The sequence below is a fragment of the Tianxiuia mixotrophica genome (assembly GCF_050596425.1).
Taxonomy (GTDB): domain Bacteria; phylum Bacillota; class Clostridia; order Peptostreptococcales; family Acidaminobacteraceae.
This window is the reverse complement of record NZ_CP192292.1, coordinates 3,906,264-3,923,971: the sequence shown is the minus strand read 5'-3', so window position 1 is coordinate 3,923,971 and position 17,708 is coordinate 3,906,264. Positions and strand designations below refer to the sequence as shown.

At 39.8% G+C, this 17,708-nt stretch carries 15 protein-coding genes; 11 read left to right on the top strand and 4 right to left on the bottom strand.

Annotated elements, in window-relative coordinates:
* The first annotated feature begins 15 nt into the window (after positions 1-15).
* The 4 genes from ACQ4KW_RS17515 (at position 16) to ACQ4KW_RS17500 (ending at position 5,122) form a co-directional block, all read left to right on the top strand.
* Positions 16-2,649, top strand: a complete 2,634-nt coding sequence (locus ACQ4KW_RS17515; RefSeq protein WP_430883728.1) for a PAS domain S-box protein — start codon at positions 16-18, stop codon at positions 2,647-2,649.
* 13 nt (positions 2,650-2,662) lie between these two features.
* On the top strand, positions 2,663-3,058 hold the full coding sequence (locus tag ACQ4KW_RS17510) for a response regulator (RefSeq protein ID WP_430883727.1): 396 nt from the start codon (positions 2,663-2,665) through the stop codon (positions 3,056-3,058).
* Positions 3,059-3,152: 94 nt separating this feature from the next.
* Entirely contained in the window at positions 3,153-3,893 is a 741-nt protein-coding gene (locus tag ACQ4KW_RS17505) for a peptidylprolyl isomerase (RefSeq protein ID WP_430883726.1), read from the top strand.
* A 218-nt stretch (positions 3,894-4,111) separates the two neighbouring features.
* The gene (locus tag ACQ4KW_RS17500) at positions 4,112-5,122 is read left to right on the top strand and encodes a 3'-5' exoribonuclease YhaM family protein (RefSeq protein ID WP_430883725.1); all 1,011 of its coding nucleotides are present in this window, start codon (positions 4,112-4,114) and stop codon (positions 5,120-5,122) included.
* Between the two features lie 89 nt (positions 5,123-5,211).
* On the opposite strand, the gene ACQ4KW_RS17495 is transcribed toward ACQ4KW_RS17500, so the two are convergent.
* The 3 genes from ACQ4KW_RS17495 to ACQ4KW_RS17485 are packed head-to-tail and all read right to left on the bottom strand — an operon-like array spanning position 5,212 to position 6,628.
* Positions 5,212-5,712 (bottom strand): SEC-C metal-binding domain-containing protein, encoded by a 501-nt coding sequence (locus tag ACQ4KW_RS17495; RefSeq protein ID WP_430883724.1) that lies wholly within the window; start codon positions 5,710-5,712, stop codon positions 5,212-5,214.
* Between the two features lie 44 nt (positions 5,713-5,756).
* Entirely contained in the window at positions 5,757-6,353 is a 597-nt protein-coding gene (locus tag ACQ4KW_RS17490) for a lysine exporter LysO family protein (protein WP_430883723.1), read from the bottom strand.
* Positions 6,353-6,628: a LysO family transporter gene (locus ACQ4KW_RS17485; protein WP_430883722.1), complete on the bottom strand. Its 276-nt coding sequence runs from the start codon at positions 6,626-6,628 to the stop codon at positions 6,353-6,355. Before ACQ4KW_RS17485 ends, ACQ4KW_RS17490 begins: the two co-directional genes overlap by 1 nt.
* A gap of 228 nt (positions 6,629-6,856) precedes the next feature.
* Between ACQ4KW_RS17485 and ACQ4KW_RS17480 the strand changes: the two genes are divergently transcribed.
* From ACQ4KW_RS17480 to ACQ4KW_RS17465, 4 genes are all read left to right on the top strand, one after another.
* Positions 6,857-7,876, top strand: coding sequence for an alpha-hydroxy-acid oxidizing protein (locus ACQ4KW_RS17480; RefSeq protein ID WP_430883721.1), 1,020 nt, complete (start codon positions 6,857-6,859; stop codon positions 7,874-7,876).
* 35 nt (positions 7,877-7,911) lie between these two features.
* Positions 7,912-9,414 (top strand): carboxypeptidase M32, encoded by a 1,503-nt coding sequence (locus ACQ4KW_RS17475; protein ID WP_430883720.1) that lies wholly within the window; start codon positions 7,912-7,914, stop codon positions 9,412-9,414.
* Between the two features lie 270 nt (positions 9,415-9,684).
* Positions 9,685-10,902: a 6-phosphofructokinase gene (locus ACQ4KW_RS17470; protein ID WP_430883719.1), complete on the top strand. Its 1,218-nt coding sequence runs from the start codon at positions 9,685-9,687 to the stop codon at positions 10,900-10,902.
* A gap of 16 nt (positions 10,903-10,918) precedes the next feature.
* Positions 10,919-11,812 carry an alpha/beta fold hydrolase gene (locus tag ACQ4KW_RS17465; RefSeq protein ID WP_430883718.1) on the top strand — a complete coding sequence of 298 codons (894 nt, stop codon included), beginning with the start codon at positions 10,919-10,921 and terminating at the stop codon, positions 11,810-11,812.
* Between the two features lie 87 nt (positions 11,813-11,899).
* Here ACQ4KW_RS17465 and ACQ4KW_RS17460 read toward each other — a convergent pair whose 3' ends face one another.
* Entirely contained in the window at positions 11,900-14,269 is a 2,370-nt protein-coding gene (locus ACQ4KW_RS17460) for an ATP-binding protein (RefSeq protein WP_430883717.1), read from the bottom strand.
* 285 nt (positions 14,270-14,554) lie between these two features.
* On the opposite strand from ACQ4KW_RS17460, the gene ACQ4KW_RS17455 reads away from it, so the two are divergent.
* The 3 genes from ACQ4KW_RS17455 to ACQ4KW_RS17445 all read left to right on the top strand — a co-directional run bounded on the left by ACQ4KW_RS17455 (position 14,555) and on the right by ACQ4KW_RS17445 (position 17,689).
* Positions 14,555-15,898: a glucose-6-phosphate isomerase gene (locus tag ACQ4KW_RS17455; RefSeq protein ID WP_430886599.1), complete on the top strand. Its 1,344-nt coding sequence runs from the start codon at positions 14,555-14,557 to the stop codon at positions 15,896-15,898.
* A gap of 20 nt (positions 15,899-15,918) precedes the next feature.
* The gene (locus ACQ4KW_RS17450) at positions 15,919-16,860 is read left to right on the top strand and encodes an ROK family protein (RefSeq protein ID WP_430883716.1); all 942 of its coding nucleotides are present in this window, start codon (positions 15,919-15,921) and stop codon (positions 16,858-16,860) included.
* Positions 16,861-17,098: 238 nt separating this feature from the next.
* On the top strand, positions 17,099-17,689 hold the full coding sequence (locus ACQ4KW_RS17445; RefSeq protein ID WP_430883715.1) for a TetR/AcrR family transcriptional regulator: 591 nt from the start codon (positions 17,099-17,101) through the stop codon (positions 17,687-17,689).
* Positions 17,690-17,708 lie beyond the last annotated feature (19 nt).

The window sequence follows — 17,708 nt, the reverse complement described above, 5'->3', positions numbered from 1 at the left end:
AAGTGGAGGCAGCTTATGTCAATAGTGGATGTTGAACTGAACAAAATCATTGAACTCTATGTATCTCCAGCTATAATCTGTAGGAATTCAAAAATTGTTCAGATGAATAGCAAAGCACTGGAAATGCTTCATATTAGTGATATTGACGAGATGCGGGGAAAACCTCTAAATTTGTTTGTTGATGGTGACTTCAAAGAAAACACCATGTGTCAAATATATCCTTTAGATGGAAATCGAAAGTGGGCCAGTGTGTCAACCAGTGTTATTGAGATGGTTGGAGAGGCCTATGAAATTAGTATATTTAAGAGTGTTCAAGCAACTATGCCACAAATAAGGCATCAGGAACCGGAAAACCTTGAGAAAATATTCATGGTGGCTCCACTGGGGCTAATGACAGTGAGTCGTAATGGTGTTATTCAAAAGGTCAACCAGTCAGCCGCTGATATGTTTTACAGGGACAGATCTGAGATGGTTGGAAAGCGTATTGGTGTGGGGACTCGTTGTGTTAAGAGAGGGGTCAATTCTTGTGGTGATGGCCTCTACTGTGACCAATGTTTTTTTAGAAAAACAGTGGAAGACGTTATTAGCAAGCAAGCTGAAATTCGTGGTGTAGAATTTAAGCAAATTATTAATACACCAGCAGGTGAAGAAGATATTTGGTTGCGCATCAGTGCTGTACCGATTGTTATTGGAGATGAACACCAAGCTGTAATCGTGGTGGAAGATGTCACTATTAATAAAGAAATAGCAAAGTCATTGATCAAGAATGAAAAGAAACTTCGCTTGATTACGGACAATATGATTGATGCTATAACACAAGTGGACAGTAGGGGGGTAGTCTTATACACCAGCCCATCCATTTGGCACCTTCTTGGATACAATCCAGACAACCTTATTGGAAAAAAATTTTCAGATTACATTCATCCGGATGATGCGGAAAGATCTGCTAAAAACTTTCAGCACCGTCTAAAGACATGGGAAAACTTCACATCAGAAATTCGTCTAAGAAGAAATGATGGGTCTTATGTTTGGGTAGAGGCTTCTGGAAATGTGATTTTAGATGAAAAACACCAGTTAAGCATTGTATATGTCAGCAGGGATGTGACTGTTAAAAGACAGGCACAAATTGAAATTGTTAAGTCAAAAGAAGCTGCAGAAGCCGCGAATAGTGCTAAAAGTGAGTTCTTAGCCAATATGTCTCATGAAATAAGAACACCCATGAATGGCATCATAGGCATGACAAATCTGACATTGATGTCTGAGCTCACGAAAGAGCAAAGAGAAAACCTGATTATGGTAAAAAATAGCGGAGAGTCATTATTGAGACTAATCAACAGCGTTCTGGACTTTTCTAAAATTGAAGCCGGCAAGGTTACCCTGGAATCCATACGATTTGATGGAAGCATGCTCTTAAAAAGAATTTGCAGTCCCTTTAAAATTCAGGCACATGCAAAGGGGATTGATTTCAAAATGCATTTTGATGATCGTATTCCAGAATACCTGATGGGAGACCCGAACAGACTGGGACAGATACTGAACAACTTAATCGGTAACGCACTTAAATTTACCAGCAAGGGCCATGTAGCTGTCTCTGTGGAAGTACAAAAAAGAGAAAAAGGTCAAGTTTATGTCCGCTTCACTGTTGAAGACACAGGCATTGGAATTGCTGAAAAAGATAGGGACAAAATCTTCCAGTCCTTTTCCCAGGTAGATGGATCCATTACCAGACGCTATGGAGGAACTGGGCTTGGACTTTCTATTTCAAAACAACTTGTGGAAATGATGGAAGGACAAATAGATTTTAAGAGTAGAAAAAACATGGGCAGTCGATTCTACTTTACCATACCGTTTAAAGAAGCTGAGTCTGTTGGCCAGGTGGAGGGCAGTCAAGGTAAAATACAAATACCCGAAGCAACAAGAGAACTTAGCATTTTACTGGTTGAAGACGACCGGGTCAACCAAGCTTTTGCAAAAAGTCTGTTGAAAAAACAAGGGCATAAAATTACGGTGGCGGACAATGGTCTAAAGGCCATAAATGAACTTATGAAGAGCGAGTTTGACCTAGTCTTTATGGACATACAAATGCCAATTTTAGATGGGGTCCAGGCCACAAAAGTAATAAGACAAAGATTGAAGCTTGAACGGGTGCCTATTGTCGCCTTAACGGCCCATGCCATACGTGGCGATAAAGAACGCTTTTTAGAAGCGGGTATGAATGGTTATGTGTCAAAACCCATAAAAGTGGAGAGTTTTTTTAGCATTATAGAAACCGTCATGCAAGATAGTGTCAAAGAAAGTTATGAACAAGATCAAATACAAGAGCTCATAGCGGGTATAGATAATCAAAATGAAGATTACATTCAAACGGAAGAAGAGCTAAGAGAAGGATTTTTTGAAATTATGGGCTATTCAGATATGTTGAATGAGTACTTAAATGAAAGAGACTTTGAGAATATAGAAAAAACAGCCCATTTCATTAAAAACTTAAGTCAAACCTGCGGTTTTCATGAATTAAAACGCGGGGCAATGAAAATTGAACTAAGTGCTAGAAAAGAAGATATTAAGCAGGCAGAATCAAGTTTTACAAGATTTATGAAACGCGTTGAATTTTTAAAAGATCAGCATGGCTCAACGGGATTATTAGGATAATAGAGGAGGTCAAATGAAGATACTTATTGCAGAGGATGATTTTGTCAGTAGAAAGTTTATTTTTAAGTTCATGTCTCAATTTGGTGACTGTGATGTGACCGTAGATGGCATGGAAGCCATTGAAGTTTTTCTCATGTCCCTTGAAGAGGGGGATTACTACGATTTGGTATGCCTCGATATAATGATGCCAGAGGTTGATGGGATTAAGGCTCTTAAGACAATGCGTAAACTGGAGGAAGAGCGTAATATACCTGAATCAAAACGTGCCAAGGTGATCATGACCACAGCCTTAAATTCAACAGAGGAGGTCTTTGACTCGTTTGGGTCAGGGTCTGAAGCATACGCTGTTAAGCCTATTGATACGGATAAACTCACTGATGTTATGAAGAAACTTGGACTGTTACAATAGTGGCAAGAGGTTGGACATCCAATTCATGAAATGTTATGATAAAAAGAGTATGGCGCCGACAGGTCGCGTCGATTAATTAGTAAGGAGCGTAAGCATGGAAAATAAGGTATTGGCTGTTGTTAACGGCCGCGAAATCACAGAGATGGATGTTCAAAAAACACTTCAAGGTCTAGGCCAAGCTGCTATGAATTATCAAGGTCCAGAAGGCCAAAAGAAGCTTGTAGACGAGCTTGTGAATCAAGAACTATTTTTTGCAGAAGCTATGGCAAGTGAAATGGACAAGAACGAGCAGTTTATCGCTGAAATGAAAGAAGTTCGCGAAAACATGCTAAAGCAGTTCTTTGTACGTCAACTTCTTGCAGACGTAAATGTGAGCGAAGAAGAAGTTGAAGCTTACTACAATGAGAACAAGTCAGAGTTTACTAAGCCTGCTCAAGCAAAGGCAAGCCACATTCTAGTAGACACTGAAGAACAAGCAAAAGAAATCAAAGCTGAAATCGAAGGCGGACTTTCATTTGAAGAAGCTGCTGGTAAATACTCAAAGTGTCCATCAAATGCTAAGGGTGGCGATCTAGGATTCTTCGGTCAAGGTCAAATGGTTCCTGAGTTTGAAACAGCTGTATTTGACATGGAAGTTGGTCAAATGAGTGCACCTGTACAAACACAATTCGGTTTCCACCTAATCAAGAAGACTGACGCTCAAGAAGCTGGTCAAGCGACATTTGGTGAAGTGCGTCAAAATATTGCACAGCAACTGACTGTTAAAAAGCAAAACGAAGCTTACTACGGAAAAGCTGATGCTCTTAAAGAAAAGTATGAAGTAGAAGTAAAGTAAACATTCATAAATAATCATCAGAATGCTAGATTATAGAAAACTAGAAAAACAAAGTCTGGATGTATTCCAGTGACTTGTCTTGTCTTGTCGATTTATAATCTGAAGGGGGATGTTTTAACAGACATCCCCCTTTTTATATTTACTTTTGGAAACAGAGTGAGTGTGATAAAATTAAAATCAGACCACCTGCAAAAATTAATGACTTTGCAGGTTTCTAAATGAATAAAGACACTGGTGGTGGAAAAATGGAAACAAAGAAAATCGTTGAGTTTAAAGCCGGAGATGAAATCCAGAGCTTTTTCATCTTGCGTGCGATGAATATAAAAACATCGAGCAATAACAAAAAGTATCTGGATATGACCCTTGCGGACAAAAGTGGAGAAATTAATGCAAAACTGTGGAATATAGAGAATGATGAAGAATCAATCTATAAGGCTGGACAGTTGGTTAAGGTCAGAGGAACTGTAACCCTGTGGCAAAATTCTCTTCAGTTTAAAATCACAAAGATGAGACTGGCGGACGATACGGATGATGTAAATGTTGTGGATTATGTTCCTGCAGCTCCGTATTCAGCTGAAGACATGTATGAAGAGGTTATGAGCTTTGTTAATCGCATTGAAAACAAAGATGTGAAAAACATTGTGGTCAGAATATATGAAATGTATAAAGAACCGCTTATGACAGCTCCAGCTGCAAAATCGAATCATCATGCGGTTCGCTCAGGCCTTCTGTACCATATGCTTAGAATGCTTAGAAGTGCAGAAGTGCTTTGCGGTGTGTATAAAAATTTGAATGCGGATTTGGTTTATGCGGGTGTGCTTCTCCATGACATTGAAAAAATAAATGAAATGGATTCAGATGATCTTGGAATTGTATCCCAGTACACATTTGATGGTCAAATGCTTGGACATATTATAATGGGTGTAAAAACAATAGAGCGTGTTGCCCATGAAGTGGAAGCCGATCACGAAACGGCGATGTTGCTTCAGCATATGGTCTTATCCCACCATTATGAACCTGAGTACGGAAGTCCTAAGAAGCCAATGATTCCTGAAGCAGAAATGCTGCATTATTTAGATATGATTGATGCAAGAATGTACGATATGTGCCGTGTTTATGATCAGATGGAAACAGGAGAATTTTCTGATCCTGTATTTGTGCTTGATAGAAGAAGACTCTATAAGTCAAGTCTTCATAAGGCAGACGCAGAACCAAAAGAAGATGTATAAACTCCATTGTATAAGTTTGTTATAGCAAAAAAACCGGTGTGAAGACACACCGGTTTTTTTTTGTAAAATTTTAAGCATTGTCGTGTTGTCTATTTGTTTAGACAGCACTTTTTGTACTTTTTGCCACTGCCACATGGACAAGGCTCGTTACGGCCAACCTTATCGCCTTTTACAACGATTTTTGACTTGTTATACTCTTTTTTAATTTCTTTACGTTTTTCGTCTTCGATGATGCCATCCCATTGTTCTAGGGTGTATAGCCATTCAGCTTTACAGTCTAGCATGTTCCAGAATAGCTTTTCAAAATCGATAGTAACATCAATTTCTGACTCTTCCGTTAGAGATTCCAGGTCAAGCTCTTCATTAAGGCTTGTGTTAATTCCATCTAGAAAACCCATAAAGATTTTTGAGTCCATGCTGTATTTATCAGCAAGCTCTTTGTAGTTACCCTTTAGTGTCGTGCTCTTCTCTTCTAAGATTGATTCATAGACACTTTGTTCAGCAGCCAGGTAACCTTTCCAAAAGTTATTGTATGTCTGCTGGTCCATTTCACTTGAAGCCAGTGATTCCCATTCTTGAAATAGTGACATAGATATTTTCATCCTTTCAATACAAAATTAACGGACACATTATATCATAAAGCATAGAAGAATGGTACAAGAATCGGTACAAGCGTACTCAAAATAAGACCATTCAGGAATGCAACCACTGCAATATCTGGTGTGGTTGCCCGCGATATGATAGGCAGTGTCGTATCCATAGATGTGGCACCAGGGGGGGCAATGCTTGTTAAATGATTGACCCGTATAGCTAGAATCGGGATAAGCACAAAGGCCATCATTTCGCGAAAGACATTTGACATAAAAGCGATGGCACCAATTTCAGCTGAAGCCAAGTTTTTAAGTAAAATGCCTGACAGACTGTACCAGCCATAGCCAGCAGAAATGGCGAGGGAGGTGTTAACAGGATGGCGAAAAATCAGCCCTGTAATAAGACCGCCAATGGCACTTCCGATAATAACTGCAGATGTTAGTCCACCCAGCATCTTGCCCTTGGACTTAATGTCTTTAAGGGCACCCTTGTTGCCACCAATATCAATCCCAACAGAAAAAATAAGCAGTCCCAGAAGCAGGGTTGAAATTTGATCCATACGCCCTAAAAACTCTGGTGGTATGAAAGCATAACCAAAGAGTATGCCTAGAAGCACCACAGCAAAAATCATGAGGGTCATTAAGACACCTCCTTGCTGAGTTTTCGACTTACAATAAACACACAGATAATACTGCCCAGTGTCGTTAAGAGAGCAAAAACAAAAGCTTGCAAGCCTATGCTATTGAGGTTGCTGACCACATCATTGTTAGCGCCTATAGAAATCCCCATGGAAAAGAGAAGCAGAAGTAAGCCTATTAATTGGGCTTTCTCATTGATTTTTTTCCCTTTGTCTTTCAAGCTTAACCTGTTGCCGAGAAGTATGCCGACAATTAAAAAAATAATAATTGACCACATGGAAGTCCTCCTTGTCCCACCCAAGATGTATGTATACGAATAGTCCTCTTACCAAAGAAAGAATATCATGCTCATATGAGGGCGTCAATTTTCTCCTTATTTTGGTATAATAAAGACGACGGCAAAATCAACAAAGCCATTTTAATCGATGTGACCTCTGGGGAAAAGACCCTTGGTCTAAAATAGTATGTTTTATTTGAAAACGGAAGTGAGAAATTGGAGGCGCTTATGAATTATCAAGACGTTAAAAAAGAAGCAAAAAAAAATATAGGCCCGTACTGTAAAGTCTGTCCAGTTTGCAATGGCATTGCCTGTAGAGGTGTTATTCCTGGACCAGGTGGAAAAGGCAGTGGGCAGGTATTTGTTAGAAATTATAGTGCCCTACAGGATATTAAGGTGAATATGAACACACTTTATGAAAGGGGCCCTGTAGACACAAGTGCAGATTTTTTTGGACATGAAGTATCGCTTCCGGTATATGCAGCGCCTGTAGGCGGTGTAAAGATACACTACAGCGACTTATACGATGACTTGACATACTCACAGGAAATCATTAAAGGTTGCCGTGAAGCGGGTGTTATCGGCTTTACAGGAGATGGAGCAGATGACGAAGTTTTTGCAGGTACAATCGAAGCCATAAAACAGGCAGAGGGTCTTGGTGTTCCAACGATCAAACCTTGGGAGATGCCTCTAATTTTGAAAAAACTAGAGATGGCGAATAATGCAGGGGTGACGGCAATTGCAATGGACATTGATGCAGCTGGACTGGCTTTTCTGGCCCAGCAAGGTAAACCGGTAGGCCCTTTATCCCTTGATATGCTTTGCGAAATCACCCAAGCCACTGACAAGCCTTTCATTGTAAAAGGCGTTATGACGGCACAAGCGGCAGAACTGGCAATAAAAGGTGGCGCATCAGGTATTATTGTGTCTAACCATGGCGGTCGGGTTTTAGATGAAACGCCAAGTTCTGTTGAGGTCCTTGAAGACATTGTGAAAGCTGTTAATGGTCGTATTAAAGTTTTCGTTGATGGAGGGATTCGGTCGGGTATAGATATATTTAAGGTTCTTGCTCTTGGAGCGGATGGCGTGCTTATAGCAAGACCATTTACCATAGCTGCATATGGTGGTGGCGCTCAGGGCGTACAAGCCTATGTGAATCAACTTAGATCAGAGCTTGAGAATGTTATGCTTATGACAGGCGCCAAAAGTCTTGATGAGATCACACGTGATAAAATTTGGATGAAATAGTCACCGGCGATTTAAAGGAAAATAGGAGGTGCATTATGGATTTAAAATCTGTAAGAGACAGCTTTATCGATAGACTGGATCAAATAAAAGGTCTTGAGTATGCTGGCAACATTGTATATTGGGATCTTGCAACAGGTGCAGGATCACGGGGGATAGAATCCCGTTCCAGAGCTTTTGGCGTCCTATCCTCTCAGGTACAGGTTCTCATGACCAATGAAGCTTTTTTAAGTGAACTGGAGATTCTAGAAGACAACTTTGATAAGCTTGATGATCATGACGTCATGGTCGTTAAAGAAGCCCGATACCAGTTGGACCGCATATCAAAAATTCCGCCAGATGAGTACCGGGCTTACACTGAACTCACCTCTAAAGCGACTGTTGCTTGGGAAAAGGCTAAGGACGCATCAGATTTTAATGCATTTGCCCCTTACCTAAAAGAAATTGTTGACTATAAGAGAAGATTTGCTGATTATTTTGGATATGAAGGTCACCCTTATAATGCTCTCATTGAAGACTTTGAAAGAGGCATGACAGTCGAGGTCCTGGACGATTTCTTCGAAGAATTAAAGGCTTCTATTGTGCCCGTGGTTAAGGCCATTGGTGACAAGAATGAGCAACCTATGGATGATTTCCTATTTTTAAGCTATCCAAAAGACAAGCAGGAAGTTATTGCTAAGAAACTGTTGAAGACGATTGGATTTGACACGAATGCAGGAGAATTAAAAGAGAGTGAACACCCATTTACAATGGGACTGGATGTGACGGACGTCCGACTTACAACACATTACTACGAAAATCACTTAACATCCTCTCTATTTTCAACCATTCATGAGGGTGGACATGGTATATATGAGCAGAATTTCTCAAAAGAAATTTCTGGCACAATTTTGGCAGATGGTTCATCAGCAGGCATCCATGAGTCTCAGTCAAGGTTATTTGAAAATAATATAGGACGCAGTCAAGCTTTCTGGTCCTACTTCTATCCACAGTTGCAGGAAGCTTTTCCTAAACAACTTGATCGGGTGTCCTTACAGCTATTTGTTCAAGCTATTAATAAGTCGGAACCATCATTTATTCGGGTTGAAGCGGATGAACTGACCTATCCACTACATATAATGTTACGCTATGAACTGGAAAAAGAATTGATTTCAGGCACTTTGGAGGTGGATGATCTCAAAGAGGCGTGGAATGAAAAGATGGTGTCATACTTAGGCATAAAGCCAGAAGATGACGCACAAGGTGTACTTCAAGATGTGCACTGGGCAGATGGACTTTTTGGTTATTTTCCGTCGTATGCACTGGGAACGGCATATGCGGCTCAGATACAGAATGCCCTTTCAGAAGTGGTGAATATTGAAGAAAGCCTTGTTTCAGGCGATTTTACACCTATCAACCAATGGCTTAAAGAAAAGATTCATAAATTTGGCCTTACAAAATCTGCTGAGGAAGTTCTTGAAGAGGCCACTGGTCGAAAATTTGATGCAAAATATTATACGGATTATTTAGAAAGCAAATATAAAAAACTGTATGATTTATAAAAGCATGCATTAATAATGGGTCCCTTTTAAATGTTTCGAACAAGTCTAGTGGTTTAGAGGGTGTTTGAGACTTTAAAAGGGACTGTTTTTGTCCCGTGTATAAACTGAAATTACTTGATTTGAGCGTTTTTTTGAAGGGTATCATGTATCTGAGCCCCCTCAATAATATAAGTTAAGATATTTTGAAGGGAAAACCAGATAAGGTGTCCGGTTTATGGAAAATTATCAGAATAGAGTGAAAATTAATCGAGAACCAGGGGAGGTTATATTGTGAAATTAACAGGTAAAGTTCTAGTAGCACAGGGTGGTGGACCAACGGCTGTAATAAATCAATCCTTGGTTGGGGCTGTATTAGAGGCAAGAAAATTTCAGCAAGTTACGAAGGTATATGGGGCTCTAAATGGCGTGGAAGGCATTTTAAACGAAGAGTTTATTGATTTGACTCAGGAAACAACACACAATTTAGAAGTGGTGGCAGAAACGCCTAGCTCGGCACTTTTGTCAACGCGGGTTAAACCAGATGAAAATTACTGCATGGAAATGTTTAAGGTCATGAAAGCCCATGATATTAGGTATTTTTTCTATATCGGCGGCAACGATTCTTCTGATACACTTAGAATCATCAATAATGCAGCCGAAGAAGCCAAGTACGAACTCAGGTGTATACATATTCCTAAAACCATAGACAATGATCTGGTTCTCAATGATCACACCCCTGGATTTGGGTCCGCTGCACGGTTTGTAGGGCAGGCATTTACAGGCGTGAATCTTGATAACAGAGCCTTAAAGGGTGTCTATATAGGTGTTGTTATGGGACGGCATGCAGGTTTTTTGACTGCGGCTTCTATAGTGGGGCAAAAGTATCCAGATGATGGTCCTCATCTTGTATATTTGCCGGAACGCGCTTTTGATGTTGACCGGTTTCTGAATGACGTTAAAACCGTGTATAATAAATATGGTCGATGTGTGGTTGCTGTTTCAGAGGGCATTCGAGATGAAAAGGGCATCCCAATTTTAAAGAAGCTTCAGGAAAACCTTGAGGTGGACCAACACGGTAACTTGCAGTTATCCGGAACAGGTGCCCTTGGAGACTTGCTCGTTGAGCAGATCAAGACCAAACTCAACATCCCTCGTGTGCGATCAGATACTTTTGGGTATTTGCAAAGATCCTTTATGGGGTGTGTTTCTGATGTGGATCAGCACGAAGCAAGAGAAGTTGGGGAAAGGGCGGCCCAGTTTGCCATGTGGCATAATGTGGACGGATCAGTTGTCATTAATAGAACAGGCCATTACTCTGTAAACTATGAGCTTGTAGATTTGTCAGAGATAGCAGGAAAAACAAAGTACATGCCTGATCATTTTATAAACCCAGCGGGCAACCATGTAACAGATGCATTCAGACATTACGTGGAACCCCTCATTGGGTCAGACATGCCAGTGGCGAGACGTTTGAAAGCGCCGATGGCAAAAAAAATACTCAAGAAATAATGAAGGTGGATACAAGATGCTAGAATTTTTGTTTGGAAAAAAGCCAAAGCTTGAAGACTTAAGTTTGTATGAGACTGAGGCCCGTGAGGCATTGGATCGGTTCAAAGACAAGTACAAAAAAGAAACACGTCAGGTGTCGGGGATTGAGATGTCCTGGTATGACTCTAAAAGTGATCAAGACGTTGTCGTGTTATTTCCTGGAACCACAGGCAAGGCTGAAGTTTGGTACGAATACGCCCTTGAACTTGAAAAAGACAAGCGCGTGGTCCTACTGGATTTTCCAGAAGTAGAAACCATACAAGGTTTTTCAGAAAGCGTGAGTGACCTGTTCTCGCTTTTAAGCATAGATAAAGCGACCATAGTGGGGCAGTCATTCGGTGGCGTTCTAGCTCAGTGTTTTGCAGATCAGTACCCACAATGCGTTTCAAAGTTGGTACTCATTACAAGTTTTTCAAACACCCAAGTTGTTACGGATAAAACAAGAAAAAATTATGTGAAAAGCCTAAGCAGATTCGTCAAAGCCTTAGGGGATTTGAAATTTGAAAGCCTTCAAAAATCCATTTATAAGCAAGTTCTCAGAGGGGTTGATGTGGCGCATGTCGATAACAAAGCCTTTTGGAAAGCTTATTATGGCAACATGTTGTTAAATTCTAGTCCGACTCTTCTTGAAGCGGTGCATAAAATTCAAATTGATTTTTGGAATCAAATCCAATCCAATTTGGGAGTATACAATAAAAATATCCTTCTAGTAGAGGCTAAAACGGATGCCTCTTATGACAGGGAAGAGAAGAAAGCCTTGCTGAAAAGGTATCCTAAAGCAAGTGTTTTCGAGATAGCAGGCAGCAGCAACCTTTCACATATCCGGGAAAAGGAAGCGATTGTGAAGAAGATTTTAGACAAAAAGTCTTGATCAAATTGAAAAGTCACCAAAAGAACAAAAAAACCCGCAATTTCGCGGGTTTTTTCTATTTTTATGCCATGCTTACAATTATAAAATTTAAGAGTAGACTTGATCCTCATTTGAAAAAACAGTTTGGTCCATTTTATCTGGGACAGGCACTTTAATGATAAAGTGAACACCTTCACCAGGTTGGCTTTCGACATCTATTGTTCCAGAGAGCGTTCTTGTAATAAGGTTATAAACAATATTAAGACCAAGACCAACGCCACCTTGTCCACGCTTGGTGGTGAAAAATGGTTCAAATATTTTCTCAACATGATCTGGTTGAATCCCAATGCCATCATCCCAGTAGTGAAGGGTGAGCATTTTATCTTCAATAGGATCAACGGATAGAAGCATTTTACCTTGATTGACCCCATCAAAACCGTGGACGAGTGAATTCATCACCAAGTTTGTGATAATTTGTGTCAAGATACTAGGATAGCTTCTAATATTTATATCTTCTGGGCATGTCAACTGGACTTTATAATTGGTGTGTTTAAGTTGAGGACTAAGGCTTTGTATAATTCCATCTAAGTATTCGTGGAGGTTAAATTCTCTTAGTTCTTCTGTAGACTGATCCACAGCGATTTGTTTAAACTTATTGACAAGGCTGGCAGCATTTTTCAAGTTGGCTAGTACAAGTTTGGTTGTGTTTTGAAGCCCCTCGAGGAATTCACTGAGTTTTGTGCGCGTGAGTTTATTCGCCTCAAAAATTTTTATCATGTCATCACTCTCCTTTTCAAGAAATGAAATGGATGTGATGCCTATGCCAAGTGGTGTATTGATTTCATGAGATACACCTGCAACCAGTCGTCCAAGTGCGGCCAGTTTTTCAGACTCAATGAGTTGATTTTGTGTATCACGCAGGTTGACAAGAGAGTCTTCAAGAAGAAGATTGGTCTCTTCCAATTGGGACTGCTTCATTTGAAGCTTGTACATGGAAAGCTCCAGTTCTCTGTTGGTTTCATTGAGAAGATAGGTACGGCGCTCCACCTTGGCTTCAAGTTTTTCATTGAGATCTTCAAGTTTTTGCTCGGCATGTTTAAGATCGGTAATGTCAATTGTGACACCTAGCATACCCCATTCTTTTGTCTTCCAGATAAAATATGGTATTTTTTTAAGACGCATGATATGAGCTTTTCCGCTGGAATCCAGGATTTCCATTTCATCAACCACGATTGACTTATGTTGTTCATAAACATCTGTATCTCCATGGGAAAACTCTGTCATGAATGAAACGGGTTTGTTTGAAAAAATTTCGTGATCCATCCGCCCCAATACAGCGTTTTTGGAAAGCCCATAAAACTGGATGAAAGAATCGTTCACAAGGACGTATTCTCCATTTTTTTCTTTTGCAAAAATGTGATAGGGCACAAGGTCTATGAGGTTACTAAGTTCCCGTTGGGCCATTTCAAGTTCATTGTTCATATTGGTAATTTGTTGGTTTTTAGCAAGGAGTTCGTCTTGAATGCTCTTGCGAAGTTCAAGTTCCTTTTCAAGCTTTTGCGTCTGTAAATAGACTTGCTTACGTAGGAGCCTGTTCCAGAGCAGAAAGGCGCTGAGGGCCAAAAGGGTTACTATTAGAACAATCAAACTAAAAACAACAATTTCCTTGTTAAACTGATTTTCTAGTTTATATGAAATCCAAGATGTTTTGATTCGGTTCACTTCGGTATTTGGCATGGATTGAATGGCCTTGTTCAGTATACTTCTCAATAGAACATAGTCATCACGCATGGCGAAGGTCATTTCGTATGTAAAATCCACATCGCCAGCTGAACGAAGGTTGGTAATGCCAAATTCTGAAGTGTAGTAACTGGCCTGACCAATATCCAGGACCAAAGCATCAATGGTTCCAAAAGAGAGTTTCTTCAGGGCCTCTTCAATGGAATCAAATTTTATGAGTTCAATGCTTTGATACTTAATCTCAAGGTAGTCAGAAACTGCATAACCCCGCATAACTCCGGTTTTTATATCTTGAAGGGCATCTTCTGATAAGGTCTCATAGGAATCGTCTCTGACAAGAATGGTGTTTTCCAAATTAACATATGAGTCAGTGAATATAGCATACTCAGATCGCTGCGGCGTCTTTGTGGCGGACATTAAATCAATTTCTTTTGAGCGGACGCCTTCTAGAATATCTGTCCAATTCTTGAGCTGGACAATTTCAAAATGGATGTCGTAGTTTTTTTCAATCCAGTCAAGGTATTCAATAGCAATACCGTTTGGATCACCTTCAGCATTGATAAATTCTACAGGGGCAAAGATCGGATCGGGGGCATAGTAAATGACCGGATGGTCCTCAAGCCACTGTTTTTCTTCTTGACTTAGCGGAAGAAATCCATTTGATCCGGCAAAGGATATTTGATTTATAAATAAAATAAGTATAATGATGAATGCACTGTAAAATCTTTGACGAAACATAGACGCCTCCGTTCTGTTTTTAAACTTTATACCCTAATATGGGGACGATCACAAATAAAGTTACATGAAAATTTGATGTTTGCGTGAAAAAATCAGAACTTTATTTGTGAATGTCTATAGAATTAGAATAAAGAAGTAGAAATTGTGGTACTATATCTGATAGTTCAGGTATTAAGAACTGTTAAAATGTTGAATACATCATTGATCATGTAAAGGGAGGGACTTGTAAGATCACGGTCTATGCTGATCGTCTTGCAAGCGTCCAAAATGAACAAGGAGTGAAATATTATGGCACAAATTAAGGTAGATTATTCAAAGGCTGGACTAAAGGCTGAGCAAATACACGCTTTGTCTGAAAAGCTGTCTAGCGCACACGACATGTTACATAAGGGAACAGGCAAGGGCAATGACTTTGTCGGCTGGGTTGACCTGCCTCTACAGTATGACAAAGAAGAATTTGAAAGAGTTAAGGCAGCGGCAAAAAAAATTCAAGAAAAAGCTGAAGTGCTTATCGTTATTGGTATTGGTGGATCATATCTTGGTGCTAGAGCAGCCATTGAAGCCCTAACACATTCTTTTTATAACAATTTGAATCCATCAGACAGAAAAACACCAGCAGTCTATTTTGCTGGCAATAGCATCAGCGGCAAGTATCTTGCGGATCTTATGGATATTATAAAGGACAAGGATGTTTGTCTAAATGTTATTTCAAAATCAGGCACAACAACAGAACCAGCTATCGCTTTTAGAATATTAAAAAGCTTCGTTGAAGAAAAGTATGGCAAAGAAGAGGCTAAAAATAGAATCTTTGCGACAACAGACAAGGAAAAAGGGGCTCTTCGAACATTAGCTGAGCAAGAAGGCTACGAGACGTTTATTATTCCCGATAATGTTGGAGGTCGCTACTCCATTTTAACGCCAGTGGGTCTACTCCCAATTGCAGCAGCGGGTATTGATATTGATGCCATGATGCATGGCGCACTTGATGGATACAATGAGTACAATAATACAAATGTTGAAGAAAACCCTTGCTATCAGTATGCAGCAGCAAGAAATATACTTTATAATGATGGCAAAAAAATTGAAATTATGGTCAATTATGAACCATCTCTGGCTTATATTTCTGAGTGGTGGAAGCAACTTTACGGAGAAAGTGATGGCAAAGATGGCAAGGGCTTATTCCCTGCATCTGTAAACTTCTCAGCAGATCTTCATTCAATGGGACAATATATTCAAGATGGTGAACGTCACCTATTTGAAACAGTTTTAAATGTAAATAAGCCAGAAAGAGATGTCCAAGTGCCATTTGATGAGGCCAATCTGGATAATCTGAACTATTTAAATGAAGAAACAATGGACTTTGTAAACAAGAAGGCCTTTGAAGGCACAATACTAGCCCATGTTGATGGTGGCGTACCAAACCTGGTACTTAACATTCCGGAAATGAATCCATTCTACTATGGCAAACTCATGTACTTCTTCGAAAAGGCATGTGGTATTGGTGGTTACATGATGGACATTAATCCATTTGATCAACCAGGCGTTGAAGCTTATAAGAAGAATATGTTTGCACTACTGGGCAAACCAGGATTTGAAGATTTAAGAGCGGAACTGTTAAAACGTCTATAGTGCAAAAGGAGTCTGGCAAGATGTATATAGGAATAGATCTTGGAGGAACTAATATCGCTGGAGGCCTTGTTCACAAGGATGGGTCGGTTGTTAAGATTGACTCGGTTCCAACGGGTAAAGAACGGGGATTTGAAGCTGTTTCAGAAGATATTCTTTCTCTAATTAAGGAATTGATGAAGGATGCGCCAGAGCCTGTAGAAGGTGTTGGGGTTGGTGTCCCAGGGGTTGTAGACAACAATCTTTCAATGATATATTACTGTACAAACCTATCTTGGAATGACAAGGACCTGGGCAAAGAACTGGGCGACAAATTAGGCATTCCAGTCTTTATTGACAATGATGCCAATTTGGCGGCTCTTGCCGAAGTTGAGGCAGGCTCCCTATCGGCAGCAGACAATGCAGTTATGCTGACACTAGGAACTGGCATAGGCGGTGGTGTGGCTGTTGATGGTCATATTTTAAGAGGGTCTCATGGCCTTGGGTCTGAAATAGGACATATGATTATTGGTGAAAACTTTTATGATTGTAACTGTGGGAACAATGGGTGCTTTGAAACATTTTCTTCTGCAACAGCTGTTATTAAGTATGCAGAGAAACTGCTAGAAGAAAATAAGTATCCAGAATCCGTTCTATATGAAGTCAAAAATTCTGGCGACTTAACAGCCAAGGCTGTTATTGATGCAGCAAAAGCTGGAGATGCCTTAGGCAGTGATGCCTTTGATCGTTTGGTTAAGTATTTGGCAATAGGTGTGACAAACATTGTTAATATTTTTGATCCTGAAATGATCGCACTGGGCGGTGGCGTGGCTCATACTGGAGCCTATCTTGTTGAAAGACTTGAAGAAAAAGTCAAGGCCATGTCATTTATTAAGAACTTTCCATCAGCAAAGATTGTACTTGCTGAACTCGGCAACAATGCTGGGGTTATCGGTGCAGCCATGTTGGCTAAAACTGAAATGTAAGATGACTTCTGTGGTCAAGTCGAAAAAGACATATATGACTATTTAATGCAGTTTTTAAGATCCAAATAGATCAGTGAGATTCCCCTAAGAATGACTTTGATTCTAGGGGAATCTTTTTGTTTCATTCATTTTCATAAATATAGACTTTGATTTGAACGTTAAAGCTTTGGTTTTGCTTATTGTACAGTTTGTGTTAAAATTGTATAAAAGACAAATGAAGGAGACAAGTGAGGGCATTATGAACGGATATCAAAAGCGTATAGAGTCGAAAAAGAGACAGATCAAAAAGAGTGCATTGAAACTGCTTGAAAAGTATGAACTGGATAAGATAACCATTCACCAAATTGCTGAGCATGCCAGTGTTTCAAGAGCAACAATTTACAAGCACTTTGGTGATAAGGAGAATCTTTATCATGAAACATTTAAAGATATTATTGATGAAAGCCTAAAAGATATTGAGAAAATCATTGAGGGTGAAGGAGACTTTGAAAGCAAGTTTCGTGAAATCACCAGCTTGAAAGGCAATATTATGAAGACCACATCAAACTCTTATGTGAGTATGTCATTAGGTAACACAGGGGAACTTGAAGGTGTTTTGTCTGAAGAACAACGGATTAAGTCAAATGAAATGGTTAAACGCTTGTTCAAGCAAGGACGCGAAGAAGGTTTCATCGGTCAAGATATAAGTGACGAATCCATATTGGACCTACTGAAAGTTATTCGGTCAGGTTTGAAGAAATTAAAAGATGAGCGTGATCCAATTATGATGGATATCCATAGGCTAATGGCTGTGAACGACCTATTTATAAATGCTATAAAAGCCCATTAGGAGAATGAGTAGAATAATA